Here is a 17,974-nt window from a genome sequence, read left to right as displayed (position 1 = left end):
CGGATTCACCCTGCGACGGGTCCCCGCGCGCATGTGGCGAATCACTGGTGAGGCGATGGTGGTGTGGCGGCGGTCGTGCCGCACAATAGGGGCCGCGTGTGTGGTGCGGGCGTTCAGTCGGTGAGACCGGGTTCGACGCGCCGCAACACAAGCTGTTGTGCTTACTGGCGTTGTCACCCACTACGAGTAGTGTTCAAGGTGAACGGGCTCGCGCACGGCGGCGGTGCGGGTCAAGGGTCTGGCGGAAAGGTGTGGAGGCGGAATGAAGCTCATCGATCGGGTAAGCGCCATCAATTGGAATCGGGTGCCCGATGAGAAGGACGCCGAGGTCTGGGATCGCCTGACCGGCAACTTCTGGCTGCCGGAGAAGGTGCCGGTGTCCAACGACATCCCCTCCTGGAACACCCTCACCACCGACGAGAAGCAGCTCACCATGCGGGTCTTCACCGGCCTGACGCTGCTGGACACCATCCAGGGCACGGTCGGCGCGGTCTCGCTCATCCCGGACGCGCTCACCCCGCACGAGGAGGCGGTGTACACCAACATCGCGTTCATGGAGTCGGTGCACGCCAAGAGCTACAGCTCCATCTTCTCCACGCTGTGCTCCACCAAGGAGATCGACGAGGCGTTCCGCTGGTCGGAGGAGAACCGCAACCTGCAGCGCAAGGCCGAGATCGTCCTGTCGTACTACAACGGCGAGGACCCGCTCAAGCGCAAGGTCGCCTCCACGCTGCTGGAGAGCTTCCTGTTCTACTCCGGCTTCTACCTGCCGATGCACTGGTCCTCGCGGGCCAAGCTCACCAACACCGCCGACATGATCCGCCTGATCATCCGGGACGAGGCGGTGCACGGTTACTACATCGGCTACAAGTACCAGAAGGGCCTCGAGCTGGTCTCCCAGGCCGAGCGCGACGAGCTCAAGAACTACACCTTCGAGCTGCTCTTCGAGCTCTACGACAACGAGGTCGACTACACCCAGGACCTCTACGACGAGGTCGGCCTCACCGAGGACGTCAAGAAGTTCCTGCGCTACAACGCCAACAAGGCGCTGATGAACCTCGGCTACGAGGGCCTGTTCCCGAAGGACGAGTGCGAGGTGAACCCGGCGATCCTGTCGGCGCTGTCGCCCAACGCCGACGAGAACCACGACTTCTTCTCCGGCTCGGGTTCCAGCTATGTCATCGGCAAGGCGGTCAACACCGAAGACGAGGACTGGGCGTTCTGAGCCGACCAGCACCTTGACGACGGCGGCGTACCTGCTCGGGTGCGCCGCCGTCGTTCATCGCGGGGCCCGCTGTCTGCGCTTGCGCCAGCGCAGGGGTGGCATGCCGTAGCGGCGGTGGAAGGCGCGGTTGAAGGCGGCCTCGGAGTGATAGCCGACGGCGCCGGCGATGCGGCCCACCGGTTCGTCGGTCGAACCGAGCAGATGGGCGGCGTGCTCGAGACGCCGGTCGGTCACGTAGGCCCCGGGGGACCGGCCGAGTAGCCGGGTGAATCGCTCGGTGAAGGTAGAGCGGGACAGTCTGGCCAGTGCCGCGAGTTCGGCGACCTGCCATGGGCGGTCGGGGTTGTTGTGGATCGTGGTGAGGACCGGGCCGAAGGCGGGATCCAGTGCCGCGGTCAGCCAACCGGGGGCGGCGTCGTCGGCGGACCAGGCGCGCAGCGCATGGATGAACAGCAGGTCCAGGATGCGCGAGATCATCACGCCCGCACCGGGTCTGGCGTCGGTGACCTCGACGACGAGCAGTTGCAGGCTCAGCGTCAGCCAGTCGCGATCGGCGCCCGCCCGGATCAGCACCGCGGCGGGCAGCACCGACAGCAACGGATCGGCGATCGTTTCCTCGACCCCGAAGGTGCCGGTGACCCAGCGCGGCGCCGCCGGATCGGTCAGTTCGTCCACGCGGCGAAAACTGTCCGCGGCGGTGAGCTCGCGCTCGGCGGGAGCGGGTGTGCCCGCGCCGATCACATGGCGGTCGCCGCGGGCGAGCAGGGCCATGTCGCCCTCGTGCAGGATGAACGACTGTCCGTCGACGTGGAGCTCGAGGTCGCCGCGCTCGGCGATGTGCAGCAGGCGGAGGCCACGCGGTATCGCGATCGCGAACGGTGCCGGAGGCGCGCAGCGGACGAGAAATATAGTGGATCGTGCTCGTCGCGTCAATCGGCTCGCAGGAGGGGGCCGATCCGGCAGGCGAGAACCCGACCGAGAGAGAGGAATGTCATGGCTGCTCAGCCGACAATCGTTCTGGTCCATGGTTTCTGGGGTGGCGCCGCGCATTGGGCGAAGGTGATCGTGGAGCTGAACCGGCGGGGCTATTCGGCGCAGCACGCGGTGGAGAACCCACTCACCTCGCTGGCCGAGGACGCCGAGCGGACCAGGAAGATGGTGGCGCAGGTCGACGGTCCGGTGCTGCTGGTCGGGCACTCCTACGGTGGTGCGGTGATCACCGAGGCCGGTGACCTGCCCAATGTCGCGGGCTTGGTCTACGTCGCGGCCTTCGCGCCCGATGCGGGGGAGAGCCCGGGTGCGATCAGCCAGGAGCAGCCGCCCGCCGCGTTCGCCAATATAGCGCCGGATTCGGACGGGTACCTGTGGATCGCGCAGGACAAGTTCCGCGAAAGCTTCTGTCAGGACCTGACTTCCGAGGAGGCGCTGGTGATGGCGGTGACACAGAAGGCGCCGCTCGCCTCGACCTTCGGCGACACGGTGACCGCGCCCGCGTGGAAGGTGAAGCCCAGCTGGTATCAGGTGTCCACCGAAGACCGGATGATCCACCCGGACAACGAGCGCCGGATGGCATCGCGGATGAACCCGCGCAAGACCATCGAACTCGCCGCGAGCCACGCCTCGCTGGCCTCGCAGCCGGGTCCGGTGACCGATCTGATCGAGACGGCGGCGCGGGACATCGCGGACTGACACAGAAGGCAGGCCACGGCGGCGGAGCGATCCGCCGCCGTGGCGCTGTCCGAGGCGATTAGGCCGAAGGTGTCCGCATCGGTCCGTAGCGTCGTCGGTATGAGCAACGAGATCGTCCCGTTCCACCTCGACATCGCCCAGCCGGACCTGGATTACCTGCACCGTAGGCTGGCCGATGCGCGCTGGCCCGATCAGCAGCCGGGCGCGGAGTGGAGTCGCGGTGTGCCGGTGGAGTATCTGCGGGAACTGGCCGAGTATTGGCGCACCTCCTACGACTGGCGGGCGGCCGAGGCGGAGCTGAACAAGTATCCGCAGTTCGTCACCGAGATCGACGGGCAGCGCATCCATTTCCTGCATGTGCGCTCTGCGCAACCGGCGGCGACGCCGTTGCTCCTCACGCACGGCTGGCCGGGGTCGATCGTCGAATTCCTCGACGTGATCGGGCCGCTCACCGACCCCGGCGCCCACGGCGGCGACCCTGCCGATGCCTTCCACCTGGTGATTCCCTCGCTGCCCGGGTACGGATTCTCCGGTCCGGTGACCGAGCCCGGCTGGAACGCGACCAGGATCGCCGCGGCATGGGTCGAGTTGATGAGCAGGCTCGGTTACGAGCGGTACGGGGCACAGGGTGGCGACTGGGGCGCGTTCATCACCCCGGAGGTCGGGCGCGCGGGCGGTGACCGGGTGATCGGCATCCACGTCAATGCCGCGACCTTCGGGTTCATCCCGTTCGGCCCGGTCTCCGACGCGGAGAAGGCGACGATGACCGAGGCCGAGCTGGCCCGGCTCGACCGGCTCGCACTGTTCAAGAGCGAGGGCAGCGGCTACTTCCGCATGCAGTCGACCCGTCCGCAGACGCTGGCCTACGGCCTGCACGACTCACCGATCGGCCAGCTCGCGTGGATCGTCGAGAAGTTCAAGGAGTGGACGTTCCCGGCCGACGACCTCCCCGAGGCGACGGTGGACCGTGATCGCCTGCTCACCAATGTGATGCTCTACTGGCTGACCGGCACCGCGGGCTCCTCGGCGGCCCTGTACTACGAGGCCATGCACACCCGTTCCTGGCCCACCACGCCGCTGACGACGCCGACCGGTGTCGCGGTCTTCGCCGAGGACGTCGCGATCCGCCGCTACGCCGAGGGCAATGCCGACATCGTGCACTGGTCGGAATTCGATCGCGGTGGGCATTTCGCGGCGATGGAGGCGCCGGACCTGCTGGTGGGCGATATCCGCGCGTTCTTCCGGGGTCTGCGCTGACTACCTGCGGTTTGCCCATGGAAATCGGGCTTTTCCGAGGTGCGTGGTTGCGGATCTAATCGGGAGATGACCGCGATCGGACAGCAGGCCACGCTCGGTGCGATCCTCGGTCGCGGCGGCACCGGCGACCGCATCGCCGTCGTCGACGGTGGCCGTACCTGGACCTACGCCGCCCTGGCCGACTCGGCGAATCGGCTCGCCCGGGAGCTGATCGCGCACGCGGTGGGCCCGGAGACCGTGGTGGTGCTGGCGCTGCCGCGGTCGGCGGAGCTGGTGCGGGCGGTGTGCGCGGTCGCGGCGACCGGCGCCGCGATTCTGCCGATGGACCTGCGCCAGCCCCAAGCCCGGCGACGTTATCTGCTGGCCGACTCCGCCGCCACGATCGGCATCACCACCCGGGCGATGCTCGCCGACCTGCCTGCGTGGATCACCTGGCTGGTGCTCGACGACCCGGACCTCGCGCGGCGGTGTGCCGACCGCGATCCGGCGCCGCTCACCGATGCCGACCGTGTCCGGCCGACGCACCTCGACCAGCTCGCCTACGTCCTCTACACCTCCGGGTCGACCGGTGCGCCGAAATCCGTTGCGGTGACCCACCGCGGCCTGGCGCCGCTGGTCGCCGAGGTGTCGGCGCGGCTCGGCCCGATGCCACAGGCGCGCGTATTGCAGTCCGCCTCACCGGGTTTCGACATCTTCGTGCACGAACTCGTCCTGACCTTCACCCACGGTGCGACCGCGGTCATCGTGCCACCGGAGATCACCGGTGGCGGTGAGCTCGACGAGCTCATCGCGCGGGAGAGAGTCACCCATGCGGTGCTCACGCCGGGCGTGCTGGCGACCCTCGACCCGAACCGGCACGTGACGCTGCGTGGGCTGGTGGTGGGCGGTGACGTCTCCGATCCGGCGCTGGTCGCCCGCTGGGCGCCCGGCCGGACCTACGTGAACAGCTACGGCCCGACCGAGACGACCGTGGTCGTCACCGCAGCGCCACTGGTGGCGGGTGAGCCGGTCGTGCTCGGCCCGGTGTTCGACGGCTGGTCGGCGCGGATCCTGGACGAGCGGCTGCGCCCGGTGCCGCCCGGCGAGCCCGGTGAGCTCTACCTGTCCGGCCCCGGTGTCGCGCGCGGGTACCGGCGCAGGCCGGGCGCGACCGCGACACACTTCGTGGCCGATCCTTTCGGTCCGGCGGGCGGGCGGATGTACCGTACGGGCGATCTGGTCCGTGTGCGTCCCGCCGACGGCGCGGCACTGGAATTCCTCGGCCGCACGGACTTTCAGCTCAAGGTGCTCGGCATCCGGCTCGAGCCGGGGGAGATCGACGCGGTGCTCACCGGGCACGAGGCCGTCCGTTCCGCGATCACGACCGGGTGTCAGACACCGGCGGGTGCACTGGTTCCGGTGAGTTATGTGACGCCGGAGCCGGGGCGCGCCGTCGACACCGGCGCGCTGCTGACGTTCGCGCGGGAAAGGCTCGCCGCGCACGCGGTGCCCGCCGCGGTGGTCGTCCTCGACGAGCTGCCGCTGACTCCCGTGGGCAAGGTCGACCGTGCCGCGCTGCCCGCCCCGGTGTTCGCGTCGAACGGCGGTCCGTCGCCGACGGATTCGGTCGAACGCCTGGTGGGCACTGTCATCGCCGGTCTGCTCGGGGTGGATTCGGCCGGCGCCGATGACGACTTCTTCGCCCTGGGCGGTAATTCCTTGCTCGCCGCCCAGCTCAGCGCGCGATTGGCGGCGGCGACCGGCAAGTACGTCCCGGTGCGCACCGTGTTCGACGCGCCGACCGTGGCGCGGCTCGCGGTGGCGGTGCGGCATCTGTCGAAGACGGCGCCGCGCCCCCCGGTGACCCGCCGCAGCAGGCCCGAATCGCTGCCGCTGGCTCCCGCCCAGCAACGCCTGTGGATCCTGAACCGGCTCGACCACCGGTCGCCGGCGGACAACATCGCGCTGGCGGTGCGGCTGCGCGGGCCGCTCTCGGTCGCCGCGCTGCGGGCCGCGTTCGATGATGTGGTCGAACGGCACGAACCACTCCGCACGCTCTACCCCGACGAGCAGGGCGTCGGCGTCCAGCACATCCTGCCGATCGATCGCGCGCGAACCGCTCTCGCCCCGGTCCGGCTGCGGTCTGATGACCTCACCGCCGCCCTGGCCGAATTCGGCACGGCTGGTTTCGATCTCACCACCGAGATGCCGCTGCGGACGCGTCTGTTCGCGCTCGGCGAGGACGAGCATGTGCTGGCCGTGGTCGTCCACCACATCAGCGCCGACGGCTGGTCGCTCGGTCCGTTGCTGCGGGATCTGCTCGGCGCGTACGCCGCTCACCTACGTCAGACCGGTTGTCGCCGAGCGAGTTTCCCGACTGCTGGCACCTCCGCCGATCCGATGCCTGCGGCGGATTTGGCGCCCGGGGCCGATCGGGTGCCTGCGGCAGATCAGGCGGCCGAGGCAGATCCGGCGCTCGCGGCGGATCGGGCCAGAGGGGAAGGTGGGCCGCTCGGACCCGCGCTCGAGCCGCTGCCCGTCTCGTACGTCGATTATGCGCTGGCACAGCGGGACTGGCTGGCGCATGTCTCCGGTGCCGCGACCCTCGATGGTCAGCTGCGGTACTGGCGGGCCAGGCTCGCCGGACTGGCTCCGCGGCTGGAACTGCCGGTCGACCGCCCGCATCCGCCGGTCGCGTCAGGGCGCGGCGCGGTGACCGCGTTCGAATTCGACGCCGCGCTCACCGCCCGGATCCGCCGGATCGCGGTGGCGCACGGCGCGACCCAGTTCATGGTGCTGCACGCGATACTCGCGGTGGCACTGGCCCGCTCGGGCGGCGGCCCCGATATCGCCATCGGCACACCGGTGGCCGGGCGCGGCGGACCCGAACTCGACGATCTCGTCGGCATGTTCGTCAACATGGTCGTGCTGCGCACCACGGTCGACCCGGCAGACTCCTTCGCGGCAGTGCTCACCCGCGTCCGCGATATCGACCTCGGCGCGCTGGCCAACGCCGACATCCCGTTCGAGCGGGTCGTCGAGGCGCTGGACCCGCCGCGCACCCGCGCCCACCACCCGCTGTTCCAGGCGGTGCTCACCGCGGCGACCGATGCAGGCGCGGTCGGGACCGACCTGGGCGGGCTGACAGTCGAACCCGTCGACCCGGTCGAATCCCCGGCGAAATTCGACCTCCAGCTGACGATGTCGGACCCTGCCGCGGCCACTATCGGCGTGGCGATCACCTACGCGACCGACCTGTTCGACCGCGACACGATCGACCAGCTCGTCCACACCGTGGAGCGGATCACCCGCGCGGTCACCGCCGACCCGTCGGCAACGGTCGGCGACATCGACCTGATCGACGAGACCGGCCCGGCGGCGCGGGTCCCCGCGTCGATCCGCCCGGACCAGCGGACGCTGAGCGACCTGTTCGATCTCGCGGCGTATCGCCATCGGAATGCCGTAGCGATACGGTTCGGCGAAACCACTGTGACCTACGGGGAACTCGACGACCGCAGCGCGGCCCTCGCTCGGAAGCTCGTGGCTTCCGGAGCGGGCCCGGAGCGGCGGGTCGTCGTCCGCATGCCCCGCTCGGCTGACCTGGTCGTGGCGATCGTCGCGGTGGTGCGCAGTGGCGCGGCGTATGTTCCCGTCGATCCCGACTATCCGCGCGAACGGATCGACTATGTGCTGGCCGATGCACGGCCGGTGTGTGTGATCGCGGCGGGCTTGACCGTCCACGGGGTGGACGAGCCGGGCCAGGGATCGATCGCCGAATCGAGCGACGAGCCTGGTGAGCAGCGTGTGGTCGGCACAGGTACGTGGACACGACCTGCTCCGGTCGAGGCCGGACACGACTCGGCCAGTGTGTCCAGTGATGCTGTGCTGCAGGAAGTCGCGGCCGAGTGGGAAGGAAATATCGGTGCCGGGCACCCGGTCGAGACCGATCGGGTGGCTTTCGGGACCAGCCCGATTCGCGGCGCCCGGTCAGAGAACGTCGCCTACGTGATCTACACCTCCGGCTCGACGGGGGCACCGAAAGGGGTGGCGGTCGAGCATCGCCAGGTCGTCGCCCTGCTGGAGCAGACCCGGCGCATCCTGTCGACCAGGTCCACCGATGTGTGGGCGCTGTTCCATTCGGTCGCGTTCGACTTCTCCGTGTGGGAACTGTGGGGTGCGCTCACCACCGGCGCGACGCTCGTCGTGATCGACAAGGACACGGCACGCTCACCCGAGCAGCTGCGGGAACTCCTGGTCCGCGAACAGGTTTCGGTGCTCGGCCAGACTCCGTCGGCCTTCGCCGGGCTGGACGGCGCCGACGCGCGCGCCACCGGTGCTCCACTCGCCTTGCGCCGCATCGTCTTCGGCGGTGAGGCGCTGGATCCGCGACGGCTCGCCGCCTGGATCGACCGGCATGGTGCCGCCGGGCCGGCGCTGGTCAACATGTTCGGCATCACCGAGACCACGGTGCATGTCACGCACGCGACGATCGCCACGGGTGCCTATTCGCGGGCGGGCAGCCCGGTCGGACAGCCGCTCGACGGACTCACCGTGCAGATTCTCGACGGCCGGTTGCGGCCGGTGCCCACGGGCGTCACCGGTGAGATCTATGTCGCGGGTGCTCAGGTGACGCGCGGCTACCTGCACCGGCCCGGCCTCACCGCCACCCGATTCGTCGCGAATCCCGGTGCGGTGGGCGGCATCATGTACCGCTCGGGCGATCTCGGCCGGTGGACGCGCGAGGGCACGATCGAACACTTCGGGCGCGCGGATCGGCAGGTCAAGGTTCGCGGCTACCGCATCGAGCCCGCCGAAGTCGAAGTGGCACTGCTGGATTGCCCCGGTGTCGGCGCCGCGGCCGTGGTCGTGCGCGACGATCCGGCGACCGGTCGCCAGCTGGTCGGCTATGTCGTGCCGGGTGGTGGAAACAGGGCGATCACCGGTGCCGGGAACACCGCGATCACCGGTGGCGGGATCCGCGCGCAGCTGCGGGATCGGCTGCCCGAGCATCAGATTCCGGCGGCGGTCGTCATCATCGACGCGCTGCCGCTGACCGCGAACGGCAAACTCGATCTCGGCCGGTTGCCGGGCCCCGCGTTCAGCTCCGATCGTGCCTACCGCGCACCCCAGGGCGCGGTCGAGCAGCGGATCGCGGCCGTGTTCGCCGAGCTGCTCGGCTGCGACCGGGTCGGCGCCGACGACTCGTTCTTCGACCTCGGCGGCAACTCGATGGTCGCGACCCGGCTGGTGGCTCGACTGCGCACCGAATTGTCGGCCGAGGTCGCCCTCGCCTGGCTGTTCAGCGATCCGTCCCCGGCCGGTCTGGCTCGCCGGGTCGCCGAGGACACGGTCGAGGAATCGGCGCTGGCACCGGTGCTCGCCCTGCGCGCGCGTGGCAGCGGCCCACCGCTGTTCTGCGTCCATCCCGTGGTGGGCCTGTCCTGGAGTTTCGCCGGTCTGTCCGCCGAAGTGGACTGCCCGCTGTACGGGCTGCAATCCCCGGCGATCGTCGAGGACGCTCCGCCGCCCGAGTCGATCGACGCGCTGGCCGCCGACTACGTGACCAGAATGCGCGCCGTCCAGCCGCACGGACCGTACCGGCTGCTCGGCTGGTGCGTCGGCGGTGTGATCGCGCACGCCATGGCTGTGCGGTTGCAGGACCTGGGGGAACAGGTCGAGGTGCTGGCGATGCTGGATTCCTTCGTCGGCGACGTCGGCTACCGCAGCGAGGCGCCGGTGACGGTCGGCGATCTGCTCGGCCAGTTCGGCACCGACCACGAACTCGCCACGCCGGTCACCGATTTCACCCCCGAGGACGCCGTCGCGCTGGTGTCGAACCTGCCCGGCCCGTTCGACGAGCTGACCGAGGAACGCGTACACCGGCTCTTCGCGGGCATCCTGCACGCACAGGTGATCGGCGCGGCGCATCGCCCCCGCGTCTTCCACGGTGACCTGCTGTTCTTCACCGCGGACCGCGACGACCGCGGCGAGGGCAGAGCCGCCGGGGCGTGGCGGGATCACATCGCCGGGGACATCCGCGACGTCGCCGTCGACGCCACCCACTGGGACATCACCGGCGCGGCCGCGCTGCGGACGATCGGGCCCGTGCTGGCCGCCGCCCTCGCGGGGTGGGCGACGGCACAGCGCGCCGCGAGCTGACGGTGGCGGCGCCGTTCGTCGCCGCCACCGGGTCAGCGCAGCGCGGCCAGACCGCGGCGGTCGATCTTGCCGGTCGGCGTGCGCGGCAGTTCGTCGACGAACACCACGTCACGGGGAGCTTTGAACCGGGCCAGGTGGGACTTCACATACGCGCGGACGGCATCGGCGTCGAGGTCGCCCGCACGGACGACGAAGGCGGCCAGGCGCTGCCCGAACTCCTCGTCGGGGACGCCGATCACCGCGGCTTCGGTGACGGCGGGATGCCGGTAGAGCAGGTCCTCGATCTCGCCGGGAAAGACGTTCTCGCCGCCGGAGACGATCATGTCGTCGTCCCTGCCGTCGATGAAAAGCCGTCCGGCGGCATCGAAATGGCCGAGATCGCCGGTGCTCATCAGACCGCCCCTGAGCTGTTTGGAGCCGCCGCCGGAGTAGCCGTGGAAGGCGATCGAGTTGCCGACATGGACGGTGCCGACGGTTCCCGGTTCGGTGACCCGGGTGTCACCGTCGTAGAGCGCCACGGTGATGCCGACCGGCGGTGTGCCGACGGTGCCGGGAGCGGCGATCCAGTCCTCGGGGGTCGCGATGGTGGCGGTGCCGGTCTCGGTGCAGCCGTAGAAGTTGTAGATGACCGGGCCGAACGTCTCGATCGCCCGGGTGCCCAGCGCCGAGGGCAGCGCGGCGCCCGCCGTGAACACGATCCGCAGGGAGCTGGTGTCGGTGGCGGACAACACTTCTGGGCCCAGATCGAGAATGCGGCGCAGCATCGTCGGGACGAGCACCACCATGTCGGCGCGATGCTCGCTGATCTGGGTGAGCGCCCGCTGGGCATCGAACCTGCCGTGCAACACGATGGTCGAGCCCAGATTCAGTGCCAGAATGAACTGTGAGAGCGCCGTGCCGTGGAACAGCGGCGCGCACAACAGCACGGTCTGCCCGCGACGCAACGGCACCCGATCGACGAATTGCGCACCGGCCAACGGTGATTCGACCCGTCGCGGTGCGCCCTTCGGTGTTCCGGTGGTCCCGCCGGTGAGCAGGACGAAGCCGCCCTGCTCGGCCGGGACGGGCGCCCGGGTTCCCGGATCGGCGCCCGCGGTGTCGAGCAGAGTGATGCTGTCGGCCAGATCACCGCCGAGGGTGGACAGACTCGGATCGAGCACCAGCGCCCCGACCTGTTCACGGGCCAGCACATCACGCAGTTGCGCCGCACCGAAACCGGTGTTGAGCAGCACCAGCCGCGAACCGAGTTTCGCTGCGGCGGCCATGGTTTCGACCAGGCGCAGCCCGTCGGGGCACAGCACCCCGATGGTGTCCTGCGCGGTCAGGCCGGCGGCGTGCCAGCGGGCCGCGATCGCATCGCCGCGCTCGTCGAGTTCGCGATAGCTGACCCGCCGATCACCGTCGACGAGCGCGATCCGATGCGGTGTCCGCCGCGCCGAGGTCAGGATGCCGCCGGCGATCGGGCCGAAGGTGCGCATCGCACGGGCCGTGCGAACGAGCTGAGCGGGCCGCCGCAAGTCGACGAGCCCGGCCCGCTGCATGACCCGGAGCTGTCGTGCCGACGTGCTCGCGGCACGCACCCAGGCAGCCGCGCTCATCGCGAATCCCGCTGCCCGCGTAGGCGGCTCAACATACCCTCGGCCCCGGGTCCGCACCCGCGGTCACCGCGAGCAGCCAGGCGACGGTCCCGATCTCGGGCACGATCTCGGCGCTGATGTGCTCCGACATCGGCACCCAGAACATGCGCAGATTCACCCCGCGCGCGCAGTAGGCGGCGGCGATATCGTCGATGGCCAGTTCGGCGGGCAGCAGCTGATCGGTGGTCGAATGCCACATGAGCAGCGGGATGTCGGGCGTGTTCTCGGGGCGGCCGAAGCTCGCCGCCGACAGCGCTTCGTGCGCGGCGGCCAGCGCCGCCTGCGGATCGGTCAGGTAGTCGACGACCGGGCGCAGCAGTGTGGAGGCGACAGCGGTGTAGAGGCAGCGGTTCTCCAGATCGCGGGCGACCTGATGTCCCTCCGGGGTGAGGTATCGCTGCAATGCCTGATCGAACTCGGGGTATTCGCGGGCCAGGCCGAGGATGGCGAGCCAGCCGGTGAAGTTGGCCTGCGGTTGCCGGCCCGAGATGGCGAACGGCGCGATCGCGACCTTGTCACCCGGGATGCCACCCTGGGCGCTGCCCCGGATGTCGAGCTCGGGCGCGTAGTGACGGCGCTGCTCGGCCGCCGACGCCGAGGAATTGCCGCCACCGGAGTAGCCCCACAGGCCCACCGGCGACGCCGCGAGACCGAGCCCGCCGCGCTGGGCCGCGCGGATACCGTCGAGCACCATCCGGCCCTCGGCCGGGGACATGATCGTGTTCTGCTTGCCGTCGAAATCGGTGACCACCACCGCGGCGCCCGCGGCCAGGAACTGCGCCATCAGCGCAACTTCCTTCTGGATCCCCGCCCGCAGCGTGTACGAGGGATTGCACTGCCTGCCGAGGCTGTCGATCGCCTCCTGATACGAGATCAGCGGGCGCGCACCGGGACCCAGCCACGGGATGCCGGGCACGAGCACGGTGGTCGCGGTCGCGAGCGGGTTGTCCTGGGCATCGGTGCTGCGGAAGAGCAGCTGGGTGGTGTGCACCGGGACGGGGATGCCGAGCGTGTAGGTCTGCACGACGCGGCTGCGGATGACATCGCCGTTGGCGTAGCCGCCGAAATCGGCCGGATCGTCGTACCAGGGGTCGTTCTGCGGTGTCGGCAGCGGCACGACCGCCGGATACACCTGCGCCTCGTTCGGCAACGGCGGCAGTTCGAAGTCCTCGGCGACGGCGGGACCCGCGGCCAGTGCCAGCACCGCGACGCTGAGCAGGGCGGTGGCGCCGAAGCGCCGGGATCGGTAGGTGGCCGTGCTGCGCTGCATGGCATCTCCTTCACTAGGTGATGCCGATTACAGCAGGTTCTCTTGTTTGGAACAAGAGTTCTTGTTCTTATTTGGTGATCGGTAGGCTGAGCTGCGTGACGTCGACGGAAAAGAGTCAAGTTCGCTCCCGGCGCATCCAGGGCATGGACGCCGAGCAACGCCGCGCGCGCAGGCGCGAGCAGATCCTGGCGGCCGCGTTCGAACTGATCGCCGCCGAGGGGTACGTCAACACCGCGATCGAGCAGATCTGCCAGACCGCCTTCGTCGGCAACAAGGCCTTCTACGAACTGTTCGACAGCAAGGAATCCTGCTACCTGGCCCTGCTCCAGCAGCTCAGCGAACGCGCGCAAACCGAGGTCGCCACCGCACTGGCCGAATGCACCGGCGACCGCCAGGAGGTGATCTCCACCGTCATCGCCGCCTTCGCCCACTCACTCGTCGACGACCCCCGCGTCGCCCAGGTGACCTTCGGCGAAGCGAGCGGCATCTCCGCCAGGGTGGAACAGCAACGCCGCACCAACCGCCGCTGGGCGGCCCAATTCCTCGAAACCCTCTGGCGCGAATACGGTTTCGTCCCCGACGAGGGCATCGGCATCGACCTGCACGCACTCGCGGTCTCCACGATCGGCGGCCTGTTCGACACCGTCGCCGACTGGTTGCATCACACCGACGCGGGATCCACCGGCGAGATCGACACCCTGATCAGGGATCTCACCACCTTCACCGACATCGTGCACCTGGGACTGGTGGCCGCGGCCGCCCGCCCGACGGACTGAGGGCGCCCCGGACGGGATGCAACGGTTGTTGCGGGCCGCGGACCGGGACGTCGACGCGATCGACGGCACCCGGAAGGCGGGGTGCGGACACTGGCTGCCGGCCCGACGCCGCGGCCACCCACTCACCTGAGTGCAGGTGCGGCACTGAACGGTGGTCTACCGAGACCGAATCAGGCGGCGGGCTTGGGCTGGTTCAGGGCGTTGACGCCGGCGATCGCTTCGATGATGTTGACGATGGCGGAGGTGCCGCTGTCGGCGGCCGAGCTGCCGGATTCGAGCATGGCGGAACCGGAGGACGAGCCGGCCGAACCCGAGGACGAGCCGGCCGAACCTGAGGCCGAACCCGAGGCCAGGCCTGCCGAGCCGGTGGCCAGGCCTGCCGAGCCGGTGGCTGCGGAGGCCACCGCGACCGGGCCGAAGAACAGGGCGGCGGCGGAGACGGCGCCGGCGGCGACAAGGATCTTGCGAGAGAACATGTACGGAGCTTCCTTCCACGGATGGATTACGACGCCATAATGGGCGCGCTCCAGCAATGTTATGCAAAAGAGATCTGTAAATCCGCTGTTGTTACTGTGATATGAATCATAGTTAATAATGGGCAAACACTATATTGTGCCGAGGTAACTCAATTTGATCTTCACCCGGATGCGGATTTGATGATCAAATTCAGTTGTTTTATCCGACAATGCCGCGTATCTACGTGCGGCGGATTCGATCTCACATTTGATCTTCACTCCAGACGCGGATTCGATGATCAAATTCGGTTGATTTATCCGCTGGCGCCGCCGATGCCCACATCGCCCTGTCGATGCTCGTCCTGGGCTCAACCCGACTACCGCCGCGGCATCGCCAGCGCACTCCTGACGCACATCAAGGATTGGGCGGCCGAGTCTGGCTGCGCCCGCATCTATCTGACTTCCTAACCCGAGAACTCGGCAGCACGCATGACATGGATATCGCTTGGATTCGCGAATGTTCCTGGTGGCTACATTGTCGGCGGCGTTTCGGTCGTTGCCGACTGCAAAGGCCCGGGCAAAGGCCGTGCGGTGTACGAGCTTTGTTCCGGTAAACCCGAGCATGCTGGGGATCCGAGGACTCGTAGGTCCGGGTCCTCGGCTGCGCTGTCAGCGGGGTGCGGGGCCACCAGGCGGCGGTGAACCGGCGGGACCGCCTCCCCGGGATGAACCGGCTGGAGGCGAACCGGGAGAACCGTTGCCGGACTGGGCGTTCTGTGACTTCTCGGCGACACCGACTGTCAGGGAGACGGCCATGGTGGTGGCGGGGGTCCCGGTGACGGTGGCCAGTTCGGCGTCCCAGCCGTCGCCGAAGACGTTGTCCGAGGACAGGCTCACGCCGGACATGTTCTTGATGCTGGCGGAGTAACCGGAGTCGGCGGCGAAGACGGACTCGCAGGCGGCTTGGGGGAGGGCGATCTGGGAGGTGAGGCGGGCGTTGTCGCCTGCTACCGCGGTGGTGAGGGAGTCGTAGACCTCGAAGTGGATGTGCGGCCAGCGGCCTGCGTAGCAGGCGGGGAAGATCGAGGTGAAGCGGACGGTGCCGTTGTCGTCGGCGACCTGGACGCCGCGCAGGTAGTTCTGGTCGGTGACGCCTTCGCTGTAGAGCGAGTAGCGGCCCTCGCGGTCGCAATGCCAGACGTAGACCGCCATGCCGGTGCCCGCGGCATTCGTGGCAAGGTCGCGCAGGTTCAGGGTGAGCGTCATCGGAACACCCTGGGCGACACCGGAATACGCGCCGAAGCTGCTGGTGATGTCGGAGCGGACCACGCCCGACTCGATCAGTACATTGGGGCCGTTGGACCCGTCACCCGGGTAGGGGCCCGCCGTTTCCTGGGGTGCCGCGGCCGGGGTCGCCGAGTCCGCCGCGGTCGCCGAGGCGTCCGTGCCGACACCCGAATCCGTCGCCGCCGCGCACCCCGCCGCGGCCGCCGCCACGCCCGCGGCGCCGATCATGCCGAGCACCCGCCTGCGCGACATCACCCGCAGATCGTGCCCCAGTCCGAGATCGTGGTCGTCCATGCTGCTCCTTCGCTCATACCGTGTCGTCGACGACGGTAGGCGCGGGCACTGCGCCGGAGCTGGGAGCACGCTGGGGGTTCGCTGGGAGACCGGCGGGCTTCGGCGAACTCACGGGGCGTCACAAGGCGTGACAAACGTGACCGGTTGTCCGGTGACGCGGGCCACGGCCGCGAAATCCTTGTCGTCGCAGAGGATTGTCAATCGGTGATGCTCGGCGGTAGCGGCGATGAGCAGGTCGACGGGTCCTGCTGACCGATGCAGACCCTGTTCGGTCATCAGTTGCTGTATTTCGGCGGCGCGTTCGACGACCCGGTCCGGCATGGTGACCCAGCCGAAAAGGTCGCGAAGGTGTCGTTGCCGCTCCAGCCGGTCTGCCAGCGATCGGGCCGAGTAGAGAAACTCCAGCTCGACGATCGGGCAGATCGCGACCACACCCGCGGTCAGCTGGTCTGCCCATGACTTCCGGTACGGCTCCGTAGCTATGCGGAACAACCCTGACGTGTCGACGAGGTAGATGGCCGGCGTCACCGGCGGTAGGCGGACTTGTTGCCGAGATACTCGTCGAAGTCACCGCGGTCGGCCATCTCGCCCAGAGCGGCGAGTGCGCGCATCCGCACAAGACGCTGGCCGACCTCGCGCAGCGCCGCGTTGACAGTGTCCTTCTTGGTCTTGGTGCCGAGAACCTCGGCGGCGGTCGCCAGTGCTTCCTGGTCGATCTCGATCGGAGTCTTGGATGTACCCACTGCACTCACCTCGTCGGATATCCGATGTTCCAGCCTTGGATATCCACGGTATCACTGTGGGCGTGACGGGGGTCGGTGCGACCGACGGCTCCCGGTCAGTCGGTGACGTAGCCGTTGAGGCTGTTGCGCAGGTCGGTGAGGACGGCGCGGGCGGCGGTGAGGCCGGTGGTGTGCCAGATGGTGTCGTCGACGGCGAAGACGCGGCTGTCGGTGGAGGCGCTGAGTTCGGTGAACTGGTCCGAGCGCAGGACCTGCTTGCCGTGGTCCTCGCCGGGTTTGCCCGCGAACATCACGTAGATGAGGTCGCCTTCGGCCTTGGTGGCCAGGTCGGCGGTGCCGATGTCGAAGGAGGTGCCGCGCTGGGCGGTCGGGCGCTGGACGCCGACGTCGGACAGGACCTGGGCGGCGAAGGTCTCGGTGCCCTGGACCTGGGTGGTGTCGGCGGTGAAGCGCAGCACCGAGGCCTGCGACTGGCTCGCGTTCAGTGCCTTGCCGAGGTCGCGGGCCTCGGTGAGGTAGGTCTGCAGGGCGGTGTCGGCGGCGCCGCGCCGGCCCATGCCCGCGGCGTAGGCCGCGAAATCGGACTGCCAGCTGCCGCCGGAACCGACCAGCACGGTCGGGGCGATCGCGCTCAGTGCCTCGTAACCGCCGGCGGGGGCGACATCGCCGAGGATCAGGTCGGGCTTCAGCTCCGCGATGCGCGCGGGATCGGGCTGCCCGATCGGACCGACGCTGGGAACCTTCAGTACGCCGTATCCCAGGTACATCGGCTGCGGGCGCTCGCCGTCGAGGGTGACCGCGCCCGCGACCCGCTCCCACAGGCCGACCGCGCAGGCCGCGTCGAGCGCCGAACTGGTGAGCACGACGATGCGCTGCGGGTCGGCGGGGACCTCCGAGACCCCACCGGCATGGGTGACCGTGCGGGTCGCCCCCGCGGCGGGATCGGGTGCGCTCGGCAGCGGACAGGCGGTCGCGGTGTCCCGCGCCACGCCGACCACGCCCGCACCCGCGATGTTGGTCGTGGTGCGGATGATCGTGCTCGCGTCGTCGTGCTTGTCCGCGCAGCCCGCGGTGACCACGGCCGCGCACAGCAGCGCGGCGGCGATGCCGCGCGAGCGGGCGCGGCGGCCCTGCTTCGCGGTGCGACGGAATCGGGTGCGTTCTCGGGCGCTCACCGGCATGCGCACGAGGGTACTGCGTGGC

The 17,974-nt window shown here is 69.3% G+C and carries 14 protein-coding genes; 6 read left to right on the top strand and 8 right to left on the bottom strand.

The genetic code is table 11. The features are described 5' to 3' along the window. The first annotated feature begins 262 nt into the window (after positions 1 to 262). Positions 263 to 1,225 carry a class 1b ribonucleoside-diphosphate reductase subunit beta gene (gene nrdF, locus ACFVAV_RS07490; RefSeq protein ID WP_379031470.1) on the top strand — a complete coding sequence of 321 codons (963 nt, stop codon included), beginning with the start codon at positions 263 to 265 and terminating at the stop codon, positions 1,223 to 1,225. 54 nt (positions 1,226 to 1,279) lie between these two features. Here the strand turns inward: nrdF and ACFVAV_RS07485 are convergent, their stop codons facing one another. Then, positions 1,280 to 2,158 (bottom strand): cupin domain-containing protein, encoded by an 879-nt coding sequence (locus tag ACFVAV_RS07485; RefSeq protein ID WP_379031467.1) that lies wholly within the window; start codon positions 2,156 to 2,158, stop codon positions 1,280 to 1,282. 60 nt (positions 2,159 to 2,218) lie between these two features. Between ACFVAV_RS07485 and ACFVAV_RS07480 the strand changes: the two genes are divergently transcribed. The 3 genes from ACFVAV_RS07480 to ACFVAV_RS07470 all read left to right on the top strand — a co-directional run bounded on the left by ACFVAV_RS07480 (position 2,219) and on the right by ACFVAV_RS07470 (position 10,309). After that, positions 2,219 to 2,914 carry an alpha/beta hydrolase gene (locus ACFVAV_RS07480; protein WP_379031464.1) on the top strand — a complete coding sequence of 232 codons (696 nt, stop codon included), beginning with the start codon at positions 2,219 to 2,221 and terminating at the stop codon, positions 2,912 to 2,914. A 99-nt stretch (positions 2,915 to 3,013) separates the two neighbouring features. Next, positions 3,014 to 4,171 (top strand): epoxide hydrolase family protein, encoded by a 1,158-nt coding sequence (locus tag ACFVAV_RS07475; protein ID WP_379031461.1) that lies wholly within the window; start codon positions 3,014 to 3,016, stop codon positions 4,169 to 4,171. A gap of 66 nt (positions 4,172 to 4,237) precedes the next feature. Next, on the top strand, positions 4,238 to 10,309 hold the full coding sequence (locus tag ACFVAV_RS07470) for an amino acid adenylation domain-containing protein (protein WP_379031459.1): 6,072 nt from the start codon (positions 4,238 to 4,240) through the stop codon (positions 10,307 to 10,309). A 32-nt stretch (positions 10,310 to 10,341) separates the two neighbouring features. Here ACFVAV_RS07470 and ACFVAV_RS07465 read toward each other — a convergent pair whose 3' ends face one another. Together ACFVAV_RS07465 and ACFVAV_RS07460 are read right to left on the bottom strand one after the other, a co-directional pair. Next, positions 10,342 to 11,907, bottom strand: a complete 1,566-nt coding sequence (locus ACFVAV_RS07465; RefSeq protein ID WP_379031456.1) for an AMP-binding protein — start codon at positions 11,905 to 11,907, stop codon at positions 10,342 to 10,344. 28 nt (positions 11,908 to 11,935) lie between these two features. After that, the gene (locus tag ACFVAV_RS07460; protein ID WP_379031453.1) at positions 11,936 to 13,216 is read right to left on the bottom strand and encodes a lipase family protein; all 1,281 of its coding nucleotides are present in this window, start codon (positions 13,214 to 13,216) and stop codon (positions 11,936 to 11,938) included. A 95-nt stretch (positions 13,217 to 13,311) separates the two neighbouring features. On the opposite strand from ACFVAV_RS07460, the gene ACFVAV_RS07455 reads away from it, so the two are divergent. Next, complete coding sequence (locus ACFVAV_RS07455; protein WP_379031450.1) at positions 13,312 to 13,992, top strand: TetR/AcrR family transcriptional regulator; 681 nt, start codon at positions 13,312 to 13,314, stop codon at positions 13,990 to 13,992. A 170-nt stretch (positions 13,993 to 14,162) separates the two neighbouring features. On the opposite strand, the gene ACFVAV_RS07450 is transcribed toward ACFVAV_RS07455, so the two are convergent. Further along, positions 14,163 to 14,468, bottom strand: coding sequence for a hypothetical protein (locus tag ACFVAV_RS07450; protein ID WP_379031448.1), 306 nt, complete (start codon positions 14,466 to 14,468; stop codon positions 14,163 to 14,165). Between the two features lie 180 nt (positions 14,469 to 14,648). Between ACFVAV_RS07450 and ACFVAV_RS07445 the strand changes: the two genes are divergently transcribed. Continuing rightward, positions 14,649 to 14,915, top strand: coding sequence for a GNAT family N-acetyltransferase (locus ACFVAV_RS07445; protein WP_379031445.1), 267 nt, complete (start codon positions 14,649 to 14,651; stop codon positions 14,913 to 14,915). Between the two features lie 201 nt (positions 14,916 to 15,116). Here ACFVAV_RS07445 and ACFVAV_RS07440 read toward each other — a convergent pair whose 3' ends face one another. The 4 genes from ACFVAV_RS07440 to ACFVAV_RS07425 all read right to left on the bottom strand — a co-directional run bounded on the left by ACFVAV_RS07440 (position 15,117) and on the right by ACFVAV_RS07425 (position 17,952). After that, positions 15,117 to 16,028 carry a dioxygenase gene (locus ACFVAV_RS07440; protein ID WP_379031442.1) on the bottom strand — a complete coding sequence of 304 codons (912 nt, stop codon included), beginning with the start codon at positions 16,026 to 16,028 and terminating at the stop codon, positions 15,117 to 15,119. 108 nt (positions 16,029 to 16,136) lie between these two features. Then, positions 16,137 to 16,556: a PIN domain nuclease gene (locus tag ACFVAV_RS07435; RefSeq protein ID WP_379031439.1), complete on the bottom strand. Its 420-nt coding sequence runs from the start codon at positions 16,554 to 16,556 to the stop codon at positions 16,137 to 16,139. Further along, the gene (locus tag ACFVAV_RS07430; RefSeq protein WP_378853253.1) at positions 16,553 to 16,771 is read right to left on the bottom strand and encodes a type II toxin-antitoxin system VapB family antitoxin; all 219 of its coding nucleotides are present in this window, start codon (positions 16,769 to 16,771) and stop codon (positions 16,553 to 16,555) included. Before ACFVAV_RS07430 ends, ACFVAV_RS07435 begins: the two co-directional genes overlap by 4 nt. Positions 16,772 to 16,866: 95 nt before the next feature. Next, entirely contained in the window at positions 16,867 to 17,952 is a 1,086-nt protein-coding gene (locus ACFVAV_RS07425) for an ABC transporter substrate-binding protein (protein WP_379031436.1), read from the bottom strand. Positions 17,953 to 17,974: the final 22 nt, after the last annotated feature.

The sequence above is a fragment of the Nocardia sp. NPDC057663 genome (assembly GCF_042799895.1).
Classification (GTDB): Bacteria; Actinomycetota; Actinomycetes; order Mycobacteriales; family Mycobacteriaceae; genus Nocardia.
This window is presented reverse-complemented; position numbering and strand designations above follow the sequence as displayed.